The following is a 19,341-nucleotide window of genomic DNA, read 5'->3' as shown; positions in this document are numbered from 1 at the left end:
CACGTGAGGCCGACACAATCACCTTCCAAGAGGGATTACTGAACTCCCGCGCCACTGGAGGAGGGGGACAAATGCGCAACGCGAAGGCTCAGCGTGCAAGCAGTATGGGCTTGACGAGCGGCATGCAGCAACAGCCGAGGCCGCATGTCAGACATGCGGAAATCAGGACGGCCAGCGCTGCGCCTTGCTCACCACGAAGTCGCGGAACACCTGCACGCGCGCGACCGTCTTCAGCTCTTCCGGATAGACGAAATACGTATCGAGCTGGATCGAATCCGATTCGCCGAACAGTTGTACGAGGCGGCTCTGTTCTTCGATCAGATAATCCGGAAGTGCTGCGATACCGAGGCCCTGCTGACAGGCGCGCACCAAGCCAAGGATGTTGTTGACCTTGAAATAGGCTTCGCGCGGACCCGAGCCGTTGCGGCCGGCTTCGATCAGCCAGTTGCGGTTCTGCAGATGCGGCGCGAAGTTGCCGTCGGAGAGCGTGATGATGCGGTGGGAGTCGAGCTCCTCCAGCGTCCGCGGCGTGCCGAAGCGCTTGATGTAATCCGGCGAGCAATAGGCGTGGAAGCCCATCGCGAACAGCTTGCGCTGGATGAGATCCGGCTGCGTCGGCTTGCGGGTGCGGATCGCAACGTCCGCCTCGCGCATCGACAGATCCAGCTCCTCGTCGGTGACGATCAGCGAGATCCGGATCTCCGGGTAGAGCGCGGTGAATTCGCCGAGCCGCGGGATCAGCCAATTGATGCCGACGCCGGGCGTGGTGGTGATCTTGAGATCGCCGCTCGGCCGCTCGCGGCTGTCGGTCAGTTTCGCGCGCGCCGCCTGCAGTTGCATGAACACGTCATGCGCGGTGCGGAACAGCAGGTCGCCCTGCTCGGTGAGGATCAGGCCACGGGCATGGCGGTGGAACAGCGAGACCGAGAGCTCCTGCTCCAGTGCCGAGACCTGGCGTGACACCGCCGATTGCGACAAGCCGAGTTGCTCTCCCGCATGCGTGAAGCTGCCCGCTTCCGCCGCAGCGTGAAACACCTTCAGCTTGTCCCAATCCATATCCGTAAATCCGTCGCGTGTTCTAGCCATGATCGTTATTCCGCTGCCGCGCGCTCGCTGGCGCGCAGGGCCAAGAAACGTTCGGCCTCGAGGGCTGCCATGCAGCCGAGGCCGGCGGCCGTCACGGCCTGGCGATAGGTTTCGTCAGCGACGTCACCGGCGGCGAACAGGCCGGGCACGGAGGTCGCGGTCGAGTTCGGGGCGACCTCGACATAGCCCGACGGTTTCAGCTTGATCTGGCCTTTTACGAGCTCGGTCGCGGGTGCGTGGCCGATAGCAACGAAGACGCCGTCGGTCTTCACATTCGAAAGCGCACCGGTCTTGACGTTCTTCAGGCGCACATGGGTGACCTTGTTCGGGTTCTCGGTGCCGCAGATCTCGTCGACGGCCGAGTCCCAGATCACCTTGATCTTCGGATGCTTGAACAGGCGCTCCTGCAGAATGCGCTCGGCGCGGAAGTGATCGCGGCGATGCACGATGGTGACCTGCGAGGCGTGGTTGGTCAGGTACAGGGCCTCCTCGACCGCGGTATTGCCGCCGCCGACCACCACGACGTCCTTGTTGCGGTAGAAGAAGCCGTCGCAGGTGGCGCAGGCCGACACGCCGCCGCCCTGGAATTTTGCCTCGGACGGCAGCCCGAGCCAGCGCGCTTGCGCGCCGGTGGCGAGAATCACGGTTTCGGCGAGATAGACGTCGCCCGAGTCGCAGGTCAAGCGGAACGGCCGCTGCGTCGTCTCCAGCTTGGTCACCAGGTCGGTGACGATCCTGGTGCCGACATGGACCGCTTGCTTCTCCATCTGTTCCATCAGCCAGGGGCCCTGGATCACGTCGGCGAAGCCCGGATAGTTCTCGACGTCGGTGGTGATGGTGAGCTGGCCGCCTGCCTGCATGCCCTGGATCAGGATCGGCTCGAGCATCGCGCGCGCGGCGTAGATCGCCGCGGTGTAGCCCGCGGGGCCGGAACCAATAATGACGACCTTTGCATGAACAGGAGCGGACATATTTGCGGACGCCTTTCACGGGGGATTTGCAGCGCGGGCGCGGAAGGAGCCAGGAGGCCTCGCGGAGGCGCTGAAATATCAGAGCTAATCTAAGCCTTCTGGTGAGCTATGCAAGAATTGCATTCCCAATCGGCGGATTTTTCCAACAAGGAACAAAAGTCCCGTGGGGTGAACGCGCAATAAAATTGCGCAAATGTACGTGACTGGCTATGAGGATTGCATCAGATCCACCCGATACCGCCATAAAGGACAGGAGTTCCAATCACGTGTCGCGGAACCTAGACGAGATCGACCTCAAAATTCTCGCCGAGATCCAGGCCGACGGCCGAATCACCAATGTCGAGCTCGCCAAACGGGTCGGTATTTCGCCCCCGCCCTGCCTGCGCCGGGTCCGGGCGCTGGAGGAGGAGGGCTACATCCACGGCTACCGCGGGCTCTTGGATGCGCGAAAGCTCGGCTTTGACGTCACGGTGTTCGCCGCCGTGCACCTGTCCAGCCAGGCCGAAGCCGATTTGCGCGCCTTCGAGGAGTTCGTCCGCGCCGAGCCCTTGGTGCGGGAATGCTGGATGCTGTCCGGCGAGGTCGATTTCATCCTGAAATGCGTCGCCCCCGACATGGCGACCTTCCAGGATTTTGTCACCCATCTGACCGCCGCGCCGCACGTGCGCAACGTGCGGACGTCGCTGGTGCTACATAATTCGAAATATGAAGCGGCCGTGCCGCTGGATGTGAAGGGACGGCGGTAGACAACGACGAGTCACTGCCGCATCGCATCCACGCTGATCGGACCGCTGCCGGCGGCAGCGAGGAAAAGGCAGGCGAAGCACAGCACGATCGCCAGCGCGCCGTCGTTGACGACGGGAAAGAAGCTGTGCGGCAGGTGCTCAATGAAATAGGCGAAGGCCATCTCACCCGAAAGGATGAAGGCGACCAGTCGCGTGAAGAGGCCGATCATCAGGAGACCGCCGAGCACGAATTCGAACATGCCTGCGACGCCCCAGAGCGACAGCGGCGTGACGTCGGAAAACATTTCCACCGGTGGAAACTTGAACAGCTTGGCCACGCCGTAATGAAAGAATAGTAGCCCGGTGATGAAGCGGAAGAGGCTGAGCAGATACGGCTGGCTTTGCGCGGCAATGCGATCGATGTCCATCGTGTCCTCCCTTGCTCGGACGGCAGCGCCGAGCATGACGGAGGACGGTGCAGTTCACAATCGCGCACTGGACGCATCGAGAAACAGAAAAGCCGCGCAGAGCGCGCGGCTTTTCAGGCAGACTCTGCGGAGTGGATTACCGCCACTCCACCTTGGTGATCTCATACGCCTTGGCTCCGCCGGGGGCGTTGACCTCGACGGTTGAACCCTTCTTCTTGCCGATGAGCGCGCGCGCCAGCGGCGAGGTGATGGAGATGCGGCCTTTCTTGGCGTCGGCCTCGACCTCGCCGACGATCTGCCACACCGCCTTCTTCTCGGTGTCCTCGTCCACCAGCGTCACGGTGGCGCCGAACTTGATGGTGTCGCCGGAGAGCTTGGAAATATCGATGATGTCGGCGCGCGCGAGCTTGTCTTCGAGTTCGGCGATGCGACCCTCATTGTGGGACTGCTCTTCCTTCGCGGCATGGTATTCGGCGTTCTCGGACAGGTCGCCGTGCGAACGCGCCTCGGCGATATGCTCGATGATGCGCGGACGGTCCTCGGACTGGCGCTTCTTCAATTCTTCCCCGAGTGCGGCAAAGCCGCTCGCAGTCATCGGAACCTTTTCCATCTCTTCTCTCGTTCTTAGGTCGCGCGCCCGCCAACAAGAGGGCGCGGCAACCTTGATTCGTCAGTATGTCCGGGGGCTGAGCACGCCGCCGCCGGAGCGTTATGTGGGCCTGGCGCCGGAACAGAACAACCGCGTGGCCGGACAGTTCCTCCGGCCATTGTGGCTTCATTGCCAATCACTTAGCGGACGGCTTAACCTTCAAGGCCTGGCCTTCCGCTCGCGATCAGGTTTCCGAAAAGTAGCTCTGCAGGGTACGAACCTCAAGGTCTCCGCCAAGGTAGGCGCGGATGCCCTGCGCGGCCGCCACGGCCCCGGAAAGAGTGGTGTAATACGGCACTTTATGCAAGAGGGCCGCGCGCCGCAGCGATCGGCTGTCGGCAAGCGCCTGCGGGCCTTCCGTGGTGTTGAAGACCAGCTGGACGTCGCCGTTGGTGATGGCGTCGACGATGTGCGGCCGTCCTTCCAGCACCTTGTTCACCTTCTCGGTCGGGATGCCTTCGTCGGTCAGAAAGCGCGCCGTGCCGGAGGTCGCCAGCACCTTGAAGCCGAGTGAATGCAATTCGCGCACGGCCTCCGCGATACGCGTCTTGTCGCTCTCGCGCACCGACACGAACACCGTGCCCTTGCGCGGCACCCGCGTGCCGCCGCCGAGCTGGCTCTTGGCGAAGGCCACCGCGAAGGAGCGGTCGATGCCCATGACCTCGCCGGTCGAGCGCATCTCGGGCCCGAGCACCGTGTCGACGCCGGGGAAGCGTGCGAACGGAAACACCGATTCCTTCACGCCGACATGCTTGAAGTCGGCCTTCTTCAGCTTGAAGTCGGCGAGCTTCTCGCCGGCCATGATGCGCGCGGCGATCTTCGCGACCGGCGTGCCGACCACCTTGGCGACGAAGGGCACCGTGCGCGAGGCACGCGGATTGACTTCCAGCACGTAGATCTCGCTGTCCTTGATCGCGTATTGCACGTTCATCAGGCCGACGACGTCGAGGCCGAGTGCGAGCTCGCGCGTTTGCCGCTCCAGCTCCTCGATCATCTTGGCGTCGAGCGAGTGTGGCGGCAGCGAGCAGGCACTGTCACCGGAATGGATACCGGCTTCCTCGATATGCTCCATGATGCCGACGATGAAGGTGTCCTTGCCGTCGCAGAGGCAGTCGACGTCGATCTCGGTCGCGTCGGACAGATAGCGGTCGAACAGCAGCGGGTTCTTGCCGAGCACGGTGTTGATCTGCCCGGTCTTGTCGTTCGGGTAGCGCGCCTTGACGTCGGCCGGCACCAGCTCCGGCAACGTGCCGAGCAGGTAGTCGCTGAGCTGGTTCTCTTCGCGGATGATCTGCATCGCGCGGCCGCCGAGCACATAGGACGGGCGTACCACCAGCGGCAGGCCGAGATCGGTCGCGACCAGGCGGGCCTGCTCGACCGAATAGGCGATGCCGTTTTTCGGCTGCTTCAGCCGCAGCTTGTCGAGCACGCGCTTGAAGCGGTCGCGGTCTTCGGCAAGGTCGATGGCGTCGGGCGAGGTGCCGAGGATCGGGACTTCGGCGGCTTCCAGCGCATGTGCGAGCTTGAGCGGGGTCTGGCCGCCGAACTGCACGATCACGCCATGCAGCGTGCCGTTGGTGCGCTCCTTCGCGATGATCTCCAGCACGTCCTCGGCGGTGAGCGGCTCGAAATAGAGACGGTCTGCAGTGTCATAGTCGGTCGACACCGTTTCCGGGTTGCAGTTGACCATGATGGATTCGTAGCCGGCGTCATGCAGCGCGAAGCAGGCGTGACAGCAGCAATAGTCGAACTCGATGCCCTGGCCGATGCGGTTCGGGCCGCCACCGAGGATGATGACCTTCTTCTTGTCCGACGGCGTGCTCTCGTCGACGACGCTGCCTGCAAACGGCGACTCGTAGGTCGAGTACATGTAGGCGGTGGGCGAAGCGAATTCGGCCGCGCAGGTGTCGATGCGCTTGTAGACCGGACGGACGCCGAGCGCGTGGCGCTTGGTCGTGACCTCGGCCTCCGTCGTCTCGGCGAGCACCGCAAGGCGCGCGTCCGAAAAACCCATGGCCTTGAGCGTGCGCATGCCGAAGGCATTGCCGGGCAGGCCGTGCTTCCTGACCTTCTGTTCCATGTCGACGATGCCACGCATTTCACCGAGGAACCACGGATCGATCTTGCAGGAGTTGAAGATCTCCTCGTTCGACCAGCCGAGCCGCATGGCCTGCGCAACCTGAAGAATGCGGTTCGGCGTCGGCGTGCCGAGCGCGGCGCGGATCGCATTCTTGTCGTCATCGCGGCCCAGGCCTTCGATCTCGATTTCGTCGAGGCCGGTCAGCCCGGTCTCGAGCCCGCGCAGCGCCTTCTGCAGACTCTCCTGGAAGGTCCGGCCGATCGCCATGACCTCGCCGACCGACTTCATCGAGGTCGTCAGCGTGGAGGAGGCGCCTGGGAATTTCTCGAAGGCGAAACGCGGGATCTTGGTCACCACGTAATCGATCGTGGGCTCGAACGAGGCCGGCGTCGCGCCGCCGGTGATGTCGTTGGCGATTTCATCGAGCGTGTAGCCGATCGCGAGCTTGGCCGCGACTTTGGCGATCGGGAAGCCGGTGGCCTTGGAGGCCAGCGCGGAGGAACGCGACACGCGCGGATTCATCTCGATCACGACCATGCGGCCGTCTTCGGGGTTGACGCCGAACTGCACGTTGGAGCCGCCGGTCTCGACGCCGATCTCGCGCAGCACCGCCAGCGAGGCGTCGCGCATGATCTGGTATTCCTTGTCCGTCAGCGTCAGCGCCGGCGCGACCGTGATGGAATCGCCGGTGTGCACGCCCATCGGATCGAAATTCTCGATCGAGCAGACGATGATGCAATTGTCCTTCTTGTCGCGCACCACCTCCATCTCGAACTCTTTCCAGCCGAGGACGGATTCCTCGATCAGGACTTCGTTGGTGGGGGACGCGTCAAGACCGCGCTCGATGATGTCGAGGAACTCTTCCTTGTTGTAGGCGATGCCGCCGCCGGTGCCGCCCATGGTGAAGGAGGGACGGATGATCGCGGGCAGACCGATCTCGGACAGCGCCATCATGGCCTGGCCGAAAGCATATTCCTGGTAGCGCTTGCGGCGGTCGCTCTCGCCGAGGGTCCACTGCCGATCGAGCTCCTCGAGCGCTGCGCCCGACAGCTTCTCGCGTTCGGCGTGGTATTTGTCGCGAAACGACTTCTTCAGCTCTGACGCATTGGCGAGCCGCGACTTCGGCGTCTCGAGCCCGATCTTGGTCATGGCTTCGCGGAACAGCTGGCGATCCTCGGCCTTGTCGATGGCGTCAGCCGTCGCGCCGATCATCTCGACGTCGAACTTGTCCAGCGTGCCCTGCCGGCGCAGCGACAGTGCGCAGTTCAGCGCGGTCTGTCCGCCCATGGTCGGCAGCAGTGCGAAGCCGCCGGGAATGACGTGACGTTCCTTCTCGATGATTTTTGCGACGATCTCGGGCGTGATCGGCTCGATATAGGTCGCATCCGCCAATTCCGGATCGGTCATGATCGTGGCCGGGTTGGAATTGACGAGGACGATGCGATAGCCCTCTTCCTTCAGCGTCTTCACCGCCTGCGTGCCCGAATAGTCGAACTCACAGGCCTGGCCGATCACGATGGGACCGGCGCCGATGATCAGGATGGTCGAGATGTCGGTTCGTTTAGGCATCACCGCTCGCGGGCTGGAATCGGGCACAAAAAAAGGGCGCGCTTGCCGCGCGTCCCCTTGTGCGAGAGCGCGGGGTCGTCCCTCGCGCGCGGGTGGGTCTTAGACCAGTTTTCGGGGCGGCGAAACCCCGAAAAACGCCCCATCAACCGGCAATTTTGACGGGTTTCGGCCGCGCCTGCCAGCCACGGGCGAGGTGCACCAGAAGCGAGGCCGCAACGCTCGCTCCGCCGATCCAGCCGAGGTCGTTTGGCGAGAGGGTGGCCAGCACCGCGCCGCCCAGGGCCCCGCCGATGGCGAAGCCGAGATACATGGCGGAGGCGTTGAGCGAGAGCGCGATCATCGAGGCCTGCGGCTCGATCCGGATGATGCTGGCGATCTGGGCCGGGTAGAAGGCCCAGCCCGAGAGGCCCCAGAGGAAGATCGCGCCCAGCACCGCGTAATGCGCCTGTTCGGGCAACAGCTTCAGGACCAGCGAATGCAGGATCAGGGCGCTGGCCATGCCGGCGAGCCCGAGCGCCGCGGTGACCATCGTGCCGAGCCGGTCGGCCAGGACGCCGCCAAGCATGTTCCCGATCGCGGCTGCGCCGCCGAACACCAGCAGGGCCAGGCTGATCTGCGAAGCGTCGAAGCCGAGGCCGCGCAGCGGGACCGCGAAATAGGTGAAGACGGTGAAGCCGCCCAGCGCCCATAAAATCGTGATCAGAAGCGCGATCACGACATTGCTGTGGCGCGCCACCGCCAGCCTTTCGCTGAGGGAGGCCGTGTTGCGCGGCAGGCCGCGAGGCAGGCCAAGCAGCAGGCCAGCAAGAGCCACAGCGCCGATCATTGCGACCATGGCGAAGGTTGCGCGCCAGCCCAGCCAGCTGCCGACGAGATTGCCGAGGGGCACACCGATAACGGTCGCGACCGTGAGGCCCGAGGTGACGAGCGCCACCGCGCGGCCGCGCCGATCCGGCGAGGCGACGGCGACCGAGACTGCCAGCGCCGTCGGCATGCATAGTCCGGAGCCCAGCGCCATCAGCATGCGCGAGGCCAGCAGCAGTGGGTAGCTGGATGCGACCATCGCGGCGAGGTTTCCGGCGATGAAGGTCAGGAGCGCGAGCGCCAGCACGGTGCGACGGTCGATATTGTTCAGCGTCACGGCCAGGATCGGCGAGCCCACGGCGTAGGTGAGGGCGTAGGCGGTGACCAATTGGCCGGCGGCAGAGACCGAAATCGAGAGGTCGCTTGCGATCGACGGCAAAAGACCAGCAATGACAAAGCCTTCGGTGCCGATCGCAAAGGCCCCCAGGGCCAGCCAGACAACGCTCATGACAAGCAATCCTTATGTTCAATGCTTATTGAACTATCAAAGATGGCGATCCGAGAGTCAATTGGTTCAAGAACTATTGAACATTCCGCCAGCATCGCTATGATTTCCGCACCATGAGCCGCACGCCTCCCCACCCCACCCGCGAGCAGATCGAGCTGCCGCTGGTTCTGGATTGCCTGAGCGATCCGATCCGGTTGGCGATCGTGTATCAGCTCGCCCAGCAGGAACGTGTCAGCAGCGAGCTTTGCTGCGGCGACTTCAACGGCCTCTCCGGCAAGTCGAACCTCACCTATCACTTCGCAAAGCTGCGCGATTGCGGGCTGATGCAGACGCGCGTGGCGGGCACGAACCGCTTCATGCGGCTGCGTCGCGAGGATCTCGAGGCACGCTTTCCCGGCCTGCTCGACGCCGTGCTCAAGTCAGCGGCCAAGGACGCGGACAGGCTTCAGCTTGTTGCTGAGGGTGATGTGGTCGAGCCGGATTGATTGCGCGTTTTCGAGATTCTGCGTTGGGGCGCGTCTCAATGAAGCGTGCCCGGCTTTGCCCTTCGGGCTTCGCCGAGGCAGCCTTCGCTACGACACGGCTTGCCTAGCCGAAGCTGGCGGAGCCAGCGAAGGCTGGAGACCCGGCCTGGATTTGAACCAGGATGAAGAGCGATGCACTGCTCTCGCGTAGACGCTTCCGCCACCGGGCCGCGGCGATCATTGCCCATCGGGCTGCGACAAGCCACCTCAGCCAATCGTTATGCTTAACGCACCAAGGAGCTTAACGGACCAGAGGCGGCCGCGCGATGAAGGTCATGCGCCAGCGGTTGTGGCCGATATTGGTGCTGGCACGCTGGCTTGCGAAGCCGGCCGCCTTCAGCTTGACCGCGATCTCGTCCTCGCTGTAGCGCTTCAGCCCGATGCGCGCGCGCAGTTGACGGTAATCTGACAGCGCGGTGCTGACCAATCCGATCAGCGCGTCCTTCAGGAAGCCGTGACGCAGGCCGAAGGAGAGCAGCGCCACCACGTCCCGGCCCATGCCGACATGCGGCTGCAGAATATCGCCGAGCACGAGCTTGCCGGACGGCTTCAGGATGCGCCTGACGTTGATGAGCGCGGCATCGAGCTCTTCCGTCGTCATGTATTGCGCGACCGAGTTCATCACGACGAGGTCGATCGACTGGTCGTGCATCTTGCGGACGTCGTCGAGCGAGCGGACGCGGACCTTGGTGTTCGGCGCAAATCGCGCGATCAGCCGGCCGCGCACGCCAGGCGCTGGCTCGGCCAGGATCAACTGGCCGCAAGCAGCCGCCACCTCGCTCGCCGACAGCGCCTCGCCGCAGGCATAGTCCAGCACGGTCGCCTCGGGCGAGGCGATGTAGCCGATGATGTCCCGCGCGATGATCTGGAAGTGCAAATCGCGATGCAGCTTGCTGACATAGATCGTATGCGTCGAGTCGTAATAATCGATCCAATCGTCCATGGTATCCCGCCCGGCGGTTCCTCTGTTGGAACCGCGCTGCCCGCTTTGCGTTAGGGGTGCGACGGCGCGCCGTCAATGTCCGCGTCCTAACAGGAAGGTTTCCCGTGAGCAAAGCCCCCAGCAAGGTCTCGCCCGACCTCGATACGCCCACCGATCTGTCGCCCCAGGCGACCAAAAAGGTCTCGGAGGCGCTCAACGTGCTTCTGGCCGACGCATTCGCGCTGTATCTGAAGACCAAGAATTTCCACTGGCACATCAGCGGCCGGCATTTCCGCGACTACCATCTGCTGCTCGACGAGCAGTCCGACCAGATCTTCGCCACCACCGACCAGCTCGCCGAGCGCGTCCGCAAGATCGGCGGCGCCACGCTGAAGTCGATCAGCCAGGTCGCAAAGCTCCAGACCATCAAGGACAACAACGAGGACTACGTCCCGCCGCGCGAAATGCTGCGCGAGCTGATGCAGGACAACAAGCATGTCGCCGCGGCGATGCGCAAAGCGCATGAGGTCTGCGACGAGGCCGGGGACGTCGCCAGCGCCAGCATCCTCGAGAACTTCATCGACGAGACCGAGCGCCGCACCTGGTTCCTGTTCGAAGCCACCCGCCAGGAAGGCGGCAACGAGGCCTGAGTGCCAATTCAGTAGCTCCCGTAGGGTGGGCAAAGGCGCGCTCTTGCGCGCCGTGCCCACCATCTGTCCGTACGGCTAAATGGTGGGCACGCTTCGCTCTATTTGCCCACCCTACGGCACCGTCGCTTCTAGCTATCGCCACAGCCGCATCAATGCGCCGTGCTTGCCCGTCACCGGATCGGCCGGCGGCCGCGCGACGTTTGGAATCGTCTTCAACGCCTTGGCGTGATTCTCCGGCGTGGCCCGCGTGATCTCCATCTTTGATCCCGGCGGATAGGCACCGATCACGCAGAAATCATCGCTCGCGTTGATGAGCTGATGTCCGGTGCCTGCGGGGAGGATCGCGACATCGCCGGCCTTGATGTCGAGCTCCTGGCCGTGATCGCCGCCGAAGCGAACGCGGGCATGACCGCGCGCGACGCCGAGCACCTCATGCACCGTCGCGTGGTAGTGCAGGTAATCGTAGACGCCGTTACGCCACGTCCCGCCCCAATTGTTGGTTTCGAACAGGTTTTCGATGGTCTCCTCGGGCCGCTTCGGATCGAGCTTCACCGCGCCCTGGTAGACGAGGAAGGGGAGGATGTTGTTCGGCACCAGCCCGTCGTCTTCGAAGACGATGGCGAGCGGTTCGGCATAGTCACGGACGACGGACATGGCGGGGCTCCTGCGAAAGCCTAATGGTCGTTAACGAAAGGCGTGAGACGCTGTTCCTCCAACAAAAATGCCCGGGACGAGGCCCGGGCATGATGTTGTCGTAACGATTGCGAAGCAGCTGAGCTTACGCGCTCTTCTTCTGTCGCATCAGATCGGCAAAGCGCTGGAACAGGTAGTGCGAGTCGCGCGGACCCGGTGAGGCTTCGGGATGGTACTGCACCGAGAACACCGGCTTGCCGTCGAGCTGGATGCCGCAATTGGAGCCGTCGAACAGCGAGATGTGGGTCTGCGTTGCGCCCTTCGGCAGCGTATTCTCGTCTACGGCAAAACCGTGGTTCATCGAGGTGATCTCGACCTTGCCGGTGGTCTCGTCCTTCACGGGATGATTGGCGCCGTGATGGCCCTGGTGCATCTTCCTGGTCTTCGCGCCGACGGCGAGGCCGAGCATCTGGTGACCCAGACAAATTCCGAAGGTCGGGGTGCCCGACTTGATGACGTCCTGGATCACAGGCACCGCGTATTTCCCGGTCGCGGCCGGATCGCCCGGGCCGTTCGACAGGAACACGCCGTCCGGCTTCATCGCCAGAATGTCTTCAGATGACGTTGTCGCCGGCACCACCGTCACCTTGCAGCCGACGCCGGCGAGCAGGCGCAAAATGTTGCGCTTGATGCCGTAGTCGATGGCGACGACGTTGAATTCAGGCTTGTCCTGCCGGCCGAAACCTTTGTCCCACAGCCAGGGCGTCTCGTCCCAGGTGAAGCGTTGGCCGGAGGTAACCATCGGCACGAGGTCCATGCCCTCGAGGCCGGGCCATTCGCGCGCTTCTTCCTTCAGCCCGTGCAGATCGAACTCGCCATCCTTGGCGTGTGCGATCACGGCGTTGGGCATGCCCTTCGAGCGGATCAGCGCAGTCAACGCGCGCGTGTCGATGCCGGACAGGCCGATGATGCCGCGCGCCTTCAGCCACTGGTCGAGATGCTTGGTGGCGCGGTAATTCGAGGGATCGGTGATCGCGGTGCGCAGGATCACGCCGCGCGCACCCGGCGTCGCGGCCATGTTCACCGTCTCGATGTCTTCCTCGTTGGTACCGACATTGCCGATATGCGGGAAGGTGAAGGTGATGAGCTGGCCGGCATAGGAGGGATCGGTGAGGATCTCTTCGTAGCCGGTCATCGCGGTGTTGAAGCAGACTTCACCGACGGCCTGGCCTTCGGCGCCGAGACCAAAGCCTTCGAGCACCGTGCCATCGGCGAGCACGAGGAGCGCGGTCGGTTTATGGTCCGGCCAAGCGGTATCGTTGTCATGTTGTGTCATGAGCCCGCTTCATAGTCCCCGCGGGCGCGCCCGTCAAAGCGGGAAAGGCCGGATTCACATGCGTTTTTGCATATTTGACGGGCCGCCACGGGCCCCCAAGCTCAGCCGACTAATTTCCGGCAAAATCAGGGGCTTGCGAGGCAATAATGGATCGGGCGATCCCGATCGTGCCGGTTCCCGGGCTGGACGAGGATGTCGAGGGCGAGGGCAATCTGCGGCAGACAATCATCACCAGGTGGATCCGCGCAAGCTATCCGCAATAGGCAACCCTGGTCCAAAGCGGCAGGAGGGCGAAGACCACGATGGCGATGTCGAGCACGTAAAACAGGTGTCTCGCCTTCCGCGAGATCGGTTGCATCGACTGCTCACCTTCATAGACCACGAGCGGATCGAAATCCGTCTCCCAGCCGAACTTGTACGTCAGCAGGGAAATGAAGTCGTAGACTGGCAGATACAGCAAAAGGATCAGAAAGAGGCCGTACAATACGATGGCGAGCCAGGACGAGTTGATCTCGCTCGCAAAGCCGGGGAGGGCGCCGCAGGTATAGGGGCCGAAACGGCTTCCCCATAGCACCACGAGGCAGACCGCCAACATGGCGAGATGCTTTCCGGTCTTCATGCAAGCACCTATATAGAATCTAGGTCTTGTTGTAGACCACGAGTCTTTCCGGACTGTTTCCAAGTGAGGCGACCATGCTGCGCGACGACATCAACAATGCGGTCAAGGAGGCCATGAAGGCCAAGAACGAGCGCAAGCTCTCGACGCTGCGCATGGTCAACTCGACCATCAAGAACGCCGACATCGATGCGCGCGGCAACGGCAAGCCGCCGCTGTCGGACGCAGACCTGCTCGGCGTCTTCCAGAAGATGATCAAGCAGCGCCAGGAGTCGGTTGAACTCTACGACAAGGGCGGCCGCGCCGAACTCGCCGCGCAGGAGCGCGAGGAGATCGCGGTGATCTCGGCATACTTGCCGAAGCAGATGTCGGACGACGAGGTGAAGAAGGCGATCGCGGACGCCATCACCGAGACCGGCGCTGCCGGCATGAAGGACATGGGCAAGGTGATCGCGGCGTTGCGGGCGAAGTACGCGGGGCAAATGGATTTCGGCAAGGCCAGCGGCCTGGTGAAGGCGGCGCTGACGGGCTGATTTGTCATTCCGGAGCGACGCGTCAGCGTCGGATCCGGAATCTATCGCGCTGCTGAGTCCGTTGTTCAATGGATTCCGGGCTCGCGCTCCGCGCGCCCCGGAATGACAAGAAGAAACTGGGGAGGCAACCGATGACCGACGCCATCGAACCGTTCCGCATCGCCATCAGCGACGACATCCTCGCCGACCTCAAGTCGCGCCTGGCCCGCACGCGCTGGCCGGAGGCGGAGCTGGTCGATGACTGGAGCCAGGGCGCGCCGCTGAAGTGGATCCGGGACATCTGCGCCTATTGGGCCGATGGCTACGACTGGCGCGCGCGCGAAGCAAAACTCAACCGTTTTGCGCAGTTCACCACCGAGATCGACGGGCTCGACATCCACTTTCTGCATGTGCGCTCGAAAGAAGCGAGCGCGCTGCCGCTGATCATCACCCATGGCTGGCCCGGCTCGATCGTCGAATTTCAGAAGGTGATCGCACCGCTGGTCGATCCGGTCGCGCATGGCGGCCATCCCGCGGATGCCTTCGATGTGATCTGCCCCTCGCTGCCGGGCTTCGGCTTCTCTGCAAAACCCAAGACGACCGGCTGGGGCGTCGATCGCATCGCGGCGACCTGGGCGAAGTTGATGGACCGGTTGGGTTACGCGCGTTACGGCGCGCAGGGCGGAGACTGGGGCTCGGCGGTCACGTCCTCGCTCGGCATGCAGGACGCCGAGCATTGCGCCGGCATTCACATCACGCTCGCCTTCAACGCGGCGCCGAAGGTCGAGGGCGAGCCGACGGCGGAAGAGAAGCGTGCGCTTGCGGGGCTCAAGCATTACGTCGATCTGGACTCCGGTTACTCCAAGCAGCAATCGACCCGACCTCAGACGCTCGGCTATGGCCTGACGGATTCGCCGAGCGGGCAGGCCGCCTGGATCCTGGAAAAATTCTGGGCCTGGACCGATTGCAACGGACATCCTGAAAACATCTTTGACAAGGACGAGCTGCTCGACAACGTCATGCTCTATTGGACGACCGAGACGGCGGCGTCGTCCGCACGGCTTTATTGGGAGAGCTTCGGCAAGCGCCGCACGACGCCCAAGGTGACCGCGCCGACCGGTGTGGCCGTGTTTCCCAAGGAGATCATCACGCCGGTGCGGCGCTGGATGGAGCCGAACTTCCACAACATCACGCATTGGAGCGAGATGGAGAAGGGCGGGCATTTCGCTGCGTTCGAGCAGCCGGAGCTGTTCGTGCGCGATGTCAGAAAATTCTTTGCGACGGTGCGCTGAGCCATGCTGACCGAAGCCGCAACCTACGACGAGCTCACCCGCAACTTCCGCTGGGACATCCCGGCGCGCTTCAACATGGCGGAGGCGTGCTGCGATCGTCATGCCGACGGCACCGGCCGGCTCGCGCTGATCTATGTCGACGAGAACGGCGCCACCACCCGCACCTCCTTCGACGAGGTCGCCGAGATGTCGCGCCGCTTCGCCAATGTGCTGAAGGCGGACGGGCTCGTGCGCGGTGATCGCGTCGCGGTATTCCTGTCCCAGTCGCTGGAGCTGCCGATCGCGCATATGGCTGCGTTCCGCTCCGGACTGATCTCGATCCCGCTGTTTGCTCTGTTCGGCGAGGACGCGCTGGAATTCCGCCTGTCGAATTCGCAAGCAAGAGCAATCATCACCGACGAGGCGGGCTGGGAGAAGCTGACGAAGATCCGCGATCGTTTGCCCTATTTGCAGGACATCTACATCACGAGCGGCGCCGTTCACGCTGGTGCAAAACCGTTCTGGTCATCGATCGAAACCGCATCCGAGGACTTTGCGACCGTCGACACCTCCGCCGACGATCCCGCGCTGATCATCTATACGTCAGGCACCACAGGCAATCCGAAGGGCGCGCTGCATGCGCACCGCGTCGTGCTCGGGCATCTGCCGAATGTCGAGATGTGCCACAACTTCCTGCCCAGGCCCGGCGACCTCATGTGGACGCCGGCGGACTGGGCCTGGATCGGGGGGCTCGTCAATGGCCTGCTCGCGTTCTGGTATCACGGCATTCCCCTGGTCGGCCATCGTGCGCGAAAATTCGAGCCGCAGGCGGCGATGCAGATGATGGCCGACCTCGGCGTGCGCAACGTCTTCCTGCCGCCGACCGCGCTGAAGCTGATGCGACAGGCCGGCGTGAAGCATGTGGGCGTCAAGCTGCGCAGCATTTTCACCGGCGGTGAATCACTCGGCGGCGAGTTGCTCGGCTGGGTGCGAGAGACCTTTGGCATCGACGCCCATGAGGTGTTCGGCCAGACCGAGTGCAATCTCGTGATCGGCAGCAACTCCAACCTGTTTCCGATCCGCCCGGGCTCGATGGGCAAGGCGACGCCGGGTTTTGATGTCCGCATCGTCGACGACAAGGGCGAGGAGCAGCCACACGGGCAGCGCGGCATCATCGGCGTACGCCAGCCCTGCCCCGTGACCATGCTCGAATACTGGCGCAATCCGGAGGCTACGGCGAAGAAATATGCCGGCGAGTTTCTATTGACCGGTGATCTCGGCGTGCAGGATGAAGACGGCTATTTCTGGTACGTCAGCCGCGAGGATGACGTCATCACCACAGCCGGCTACCGCGTCGGCCCGTCCGAGATCGAGCACACGCTGATGAAGCATCCGTCGGTGGCAATGGCGGCCGTGGTCGGCATTCCCGATCCGATCCGCACGGAATCGATCAAGGCCTGGATCGTGCTGCGCCCGGGCTTTGCTGCCGGCGATACGCTCGCGCGCGAGATCCAGGAATTCGTGAAAGTGCAGCTTGCCGCGCACGAATATCCGCGCTTCGTCGAGTTCGCCGAGACCTTGCCGATGACGGCGACAGGCAAGGTGCTCCGGCGCGAGCTGCGGGCGAGGGGGTAGCTTCCAGGCATGCCGGCCGCTCAATCAGTTGCTTGAGCGCAAGCTCCTCGGCCAATCTCGGCGTGGCGCTGCTGCTCGTGTCTCGCTAGCGCGACGGCGCCGATAATGCGGACCGCAGCATCGCGGCCAGGTCCTGCCGCTTGAACGGCTTGGTCAGGATCCGGGCGTCGACCCCGTCGGGCGTCTTGACGGGATTTTGGCTGTAGCCGGAGGTGAAGAGCACTTTGAGATCGGGCCGCAAGGCAGTCGCTTGCCGCGCAAGTTCCGGCCCGAACATGCCACCGGGCATTACGACGTCGGTGAACAGCAAATGGATATCACCGGGCTGGCGCAGCACCTCGAGAGCCGCCGGCCCGTTCGAGGTGGCGATGACGCGGTAGCCCAGCGTCCTCAGTTCGCTCTCGACATAGGCCCGCACCATGTCGTCGTCCTCGACGACGAGAACGGTCTCGCTTCCGTCGGGGGCGATGATCTGTTCCGCCGGAGCCGTCTCCTCATTCAGCGTCGCCGCGATGCGCGGGAAAAACAGCCTGACGACGCTGCCTTGCCCTGGTTCGGACTGCAGCTGCACGAGACCGCCGGACTGTTGCGCAAAGCCGTAGACCATGCTCAGGCCGAGCCCGGTGCCCTTGCCGACTTCCTTGGTGGTGAAGAACGGTTCGAACGCACGGCTCGCGACGTCCTCGGGCATACCACAGCCTGTATCGGTCACGGCCACCATGACGTAGTCGCCGGGCCGCGGCTCGCCGTTGACGTCGAGATCGGACCGACCGAGCGAGTTGTTGCGCACCTCGACCGTCAGTCTGCCGCCGTCAGGCATCGCGTCGCGCGCGTTGAGCACGAGGTTGAGCAGGGCGGTTGCCAGTTGGCCGGGATCGACACTGGTCAGCCACAAATCGCCTCCAAACGCGAAGCTGCACTCGATGTGCTCGCCGAGCGACCGGCGCAACAGCTGCTCCATGCCGACGACCTTCTCGGCAATGTCGATCTCTCTGGGCCGGAGCGGCTGCTTGCGCGCGAAGGCGAGCAGGCTCCGCGTCAGGTCGGAGCCGCGCTCGGCGGCGGTCGCGATCTCGCCGGCGATCCGTTGCAATTCCTTATTGTCCGCCAGCCGGTCGGCGAGATGCTCGGAGTTGCCGAGAATGACGGTCAGGAGATTGTTGAAATCATGCGCCACGCCGCCGGTGAGCTGGCCCATAGCTTCCATCTTCTGGGACTGGCTGAGCTTGTGGCTGAGGTCGGCGATGGCGGCGCGTTGCTGCTCGAGCGACTCGGCGGTGCCGTTGAGCAGGGCCATCAATCCGCCGAGCTCGCCGCTCGGATGCGGCGGTGGAATGCGCGCGCTGAGATCGCCAAGCCCGAGCCGCTTTGCCATTGCGGCAAGCCGTCCGACCTGGCGCCCGACGCTGACGGTCGCAAGGATCCAGATGCCGGCCAGCAGCAGCAGCGAGGCCACCGCGAGGATCGCCATGTCCTCGTAGAGCCGGCGGTTCGCCTCTGCGACCAGTCCGTCCTTGGAGCGTCCGACCAGGATGGTGAGGCCGGCCTTGCGGATCGCCGGCGAGCGGGCGACGGCCCAGACCTGCGTGCGGCCCTGGCGATCGATGACCTCTCGCGACGCTTCGCCATTGGGCGTTGTCGCGAAGCGGAATAGGTCGGACCCCGCGATCGACGCGCCGACGGGCTCACTCCAGCCGCCGGCCTTGGGGGCGACGAGGACGGTCCCTTTGCTGTCGACGAACAGGATCTCCTTCTCGGCAAGCAAGCGCTTGTCGTGAAATTCCGCGAATTTGTTCAGGTTGAACGAAGCGAGCAGCACGAATTTCAGCGCGCCCGCATCCGATCGGACGGGGTAGGCGATCTGGAGCACCGATAATCCGGTCAGGCGGCCGAACACCGGCTCCACCGCGACGGCACCCTGCGAGACCTTCGCCTGCCTGAAATAGGCCCGATCATTCAGATCGAGCGCGCGGTTGGTCCGGAGCGAGTCGCAGAACAGGTGGCCGTCGGGATCGATGGTCAAGATGCCCGTGAACTGCGGATATTCTTCGCGCACGTCCGACAGGAACGCCGAGCATGCTGCCTTGTCGCGCGTGTCGAGGTCGCGGGCGCGGGCGAGGCCGTAGTGAAGCTGCGCGGTGCCCTGAATCTTCTCGTTCAGATCGCTCGCGATGTCGTCGGCGGATGCGGCCAGATTGGCCAGCGCCGCGTTGATCTCGCTGGTGCGGTTTTGCACGAAGCGCAAGCCAACGAGGCTCGCCGGCACCAGCATGGCCGCGATGACGAGGATCAGTAAGCGGGTACGCAGGCTCATCGGTGGGGGCGGGTCCGCTCTTCGCGCGCGCTTGTTCGGCGGTGCAATTTGCGGCACGATCGTCTGCGCAGTCCATAGCCATCGGCTGGAAAATCGTACCGATGGCCA

Annotated in this window: 17 protein-coding genes; 6 read left to right on the top strand and 11 right to left on the bottom strand. The window is 63.7% G+C overall.

Translation table 11 applies throughout. The features are described 5' to 3' along the window. Positions 1-162: 162 nt before the first annotated feature. Positions 163-1,086 (bottom strand): LysR family transcriptional regulator, encoded by a 924-nt coding sequence (locus K3F49_RS25470; protein WP_234683680.1) that lies wholly within the window; start codon positions 1,084-1,086, stop codon positions 163-165. Positions 1,087-1,091: 5 nt separating this feature from the next. Then, the gene (gene trxB, locus K3F49_RS25465; protein ID WP_234683679.1) at positions 1,092-2,057 is read right to left on the bottom strand and encodes a thioredoxin-disulfide reductase; all 966 of its coding nucleotides are present in this window, start codon (positions 2,055-2,057) and stop codon (positions 1,092-1,094) included. A gap of 266 nt (positions 2,058-2,323) precedes the next feature. On the opposite strand from trxB, the gene K3F49_RS25460 reads away from it, so the two are divergent. Beyond that, positions 2,324-2,803: an Lrp/AsnC family transcriptional regulator gene (locus K3F49_RS25460; protein ID WP_027534298.1), complete on the top strand. Its 480-nt coding sequence runs from the start codon at positions 2,324-2,326 to the stop codon at positions 2,801-2,803. A gap of 11 nt (positions 2,804-2,814) precedes the next feature. On the opposite strand, the gene K3F49_RS25455 is transcribed toward K3F49_RS25460, so the two are convergent. The 4 genes from K3F49_RS25455 to K3F49_RS25440 form a co-directional block, all read right to left on the bottom strand. After that, a complete protein-coding gene (locus tag K3F49_RS25455) occupies positions 2,815-3,210 on the bottom strand; it encodes a DoxX family protein (protein WP_234683678.1) in 396 nt (131 codons plus the stop codon). A 136-nt stretch (positions 3,211-3,346) separates the two neighbouring features. Continuing rightward, positions 3,347-3,820, bottom strand: coding sequence for a transcription elongation factor GreA (gene greA, locus K3F49_RS25450; protein WP_212236205.1), 474 nt, complete (start codon positions 3,818-3,820; stop codon positions 3,347-3,349). A 223-nt stretch (positions 3,821-4,043) separates the two neighbouring features. Further along, complete coding sequence (gene carB, locus K3F49_RS25445) at positions 4,044-7,508, bottom strand: carbamoyl-phosphate synthase large subunit (RefSeq protein WP_234683677.1); 3,465 nt, start codon at positions 7,506-7,508, stop codon at positions 4,044-4,046. 142 nt (positions 7,509-7,650) lie between these two features. Then, the gene (locus K3F49_RS25440) at positions 7,651-8,820 is read right to left on the bottom strand and encodes an MFS transporter (protein ID WP_234683676.1); all 1,170 of its coding nucleotides are present in this window, start codon (positions 8,818-8,820) and stop codon (positions 7,651-7,653) included. A 113-nt stretch (positions 8,821-8,933) separates the two neighbouring features. On the opposite strand from K3F49_RS25440, the gene K3F49_RS25435 reads away from it, so the two are divergent. Continuing rightward, entirely contained in the window at positions 8,934-9,305 is a 372-nt protein-coding gene (locus tag K3F49_RS25435) for an ArsR/SmtB family transcription factor (RefSeq protein ID WP_234683675.1), read from the top strand. Positions 9,306-9,585: 280 nt separating this feature from the next. Here K3F49_RS25435 and K3F49_RS25430 read toward each other — a convergent pair whose 3' ends face one another. Further along, positions 9,586-10,287: a class I SAM-dependent methyltransferase gene (locus K3F49_RS25430; RefSeq protein WP_234683674.1), complete on the bottom strand. Its 702-nt coding sequence runs from the start codon at positions 10,285-10,287 to the stop codon at positions 9,586-9,588. Between the two features lie 104 nt (positions 10,288-10,391). On the opposite strand from K3F49_RS25430, the gene K3F49_RS25425 reads away from it, so the two are divergent. Then, complete coding sequence (locus tag K3F49_RS25425; protein ID WP_234683673.1) at positions 10,392-10,916, top strand: Dps family protein; 525 nt, start codon at positions 10,392-10,394, stop codon at positions 10,914-10,916. 132 nt (positions 10,917-11,048) lie between these two features. Here K3F49_RS25425 and K3F49_RS25420 read toward each other — a convergent pair whose 3' ends face one another. From K3F49_RS25420 to K3F49_RS25410, 3 genes are all read right to left on the bottom strand, one after another. Further along, on the bottom strand, positions 11,049-11,570 hold the full coding sequence (locus tag K3F49_RS25420) for a cupin domain-containing protein (RefSeq protein WP_234683672.1): 522 nt from the start codon (positions 11,568-11,570) through the stop codon (positions 11,049-11,051). A gap of 124 nt (positions 11,571-11,694) precedes the next feature. Continuing rightward, a complete protein-coding gene (carA, locus tag K3F49_RS25415; RefSeq protein WP_234683671.1) occupies positions 11,695-12,885 on the bottom strand; it encodes a glutamine-hydrolyzing carbamoyl-phosphate synthase small subunit in 1,191 nt (396 codons plus the stop codon). Positions 12,886-13,135: 250 nt separating this feature from the next. Further along, on the bottom strand, positions 13,136-13,504 hold the full coding sequence (locus K3F49_RS25410; RefSeq protein ID WP_234683670.1) for a hypothetical protein: 369 nt from the start codon (positions 13,502-13,504) through the stop codon (positions 13,136-13,138). A gap of 74 nt (positions 13,505-13,578) precedes the next feature. Here K3F49_RS25410 and K3F49_RS25405 point away from each other — a divergent pair, with 74 nt between their 5' ends. The 3 genes from K3F49_RS25405 to K3F49_RS25395 all read left to right on the top strand — a co-directional run bounded on the left by K3F49_RS25405 (position 13,579) and on the right by K3F49_RS25395 (position 16,919). Continuing rightward, positions 13,579-14,034 (top strand): GatB/YqeY domain-containing protein, encoded by a 456-nt coding sequence (locus K3F49_RS25405; protein WP_234683669.1) that lies wholly within the window; start codon positions 13,579-13,581, stop codon positions 14,032-14,034. Positions 14,035-14,165: 131 nt separating this feature from the next. Continuing rightward, entirely contained in the window at positions 14,166-15,305 is a 1,140-nt protein-coding gene (locus K3F49_RS25400; protein WP_234683668.1) for an epoxide hydrolase family protein, read from the top strand. Positions 15,306-15,308: 3 nt separating this feature from the next. Further along, on the top strand, positions 15,309-16,919 hold the full coding sequence (locus tag K3F49_RS25395) for an acyl-CoA synthetase (protein WP_234683667.1): 1,611 nt from the start codon (positions 15,309-15,311) through the stop codon (positions 16,917-16,919). Between the two features lie 85 nt (positions 16,920-17,004). Here K3F49_RS25395 and K3F49_RS25390 read toward each other — a convergent pair whose 3' ends face one another. Beyond that, positions 17,005-19,233, bottom strand: coding sequence for an ATP-binding protein (locus tag K3F49_RS25390; RefSeq protein ID WP_234683666.1), 2,229 nt, complete (start codon positions 19,231-19,233; stop codon positions 17,005-17,007). Between the last annotated feature and the right edge of the window lie 108 nt (positions 19,234-19,341).

This window comes from Bradyrhizobium monzae, assembly GCF_021458635.1.
Taxonomy (GTDB): domain Bacteria; phylum Pseudomonadota; class Alphaproteobacteria; order Rhizobiales; family Xanthobacteraceae; genus Bradyrhizobium.
Note: the sequence above shows the minus strand (reverse complement) of the source record. Positions and strands in the feature narration are given on the sequence as shown.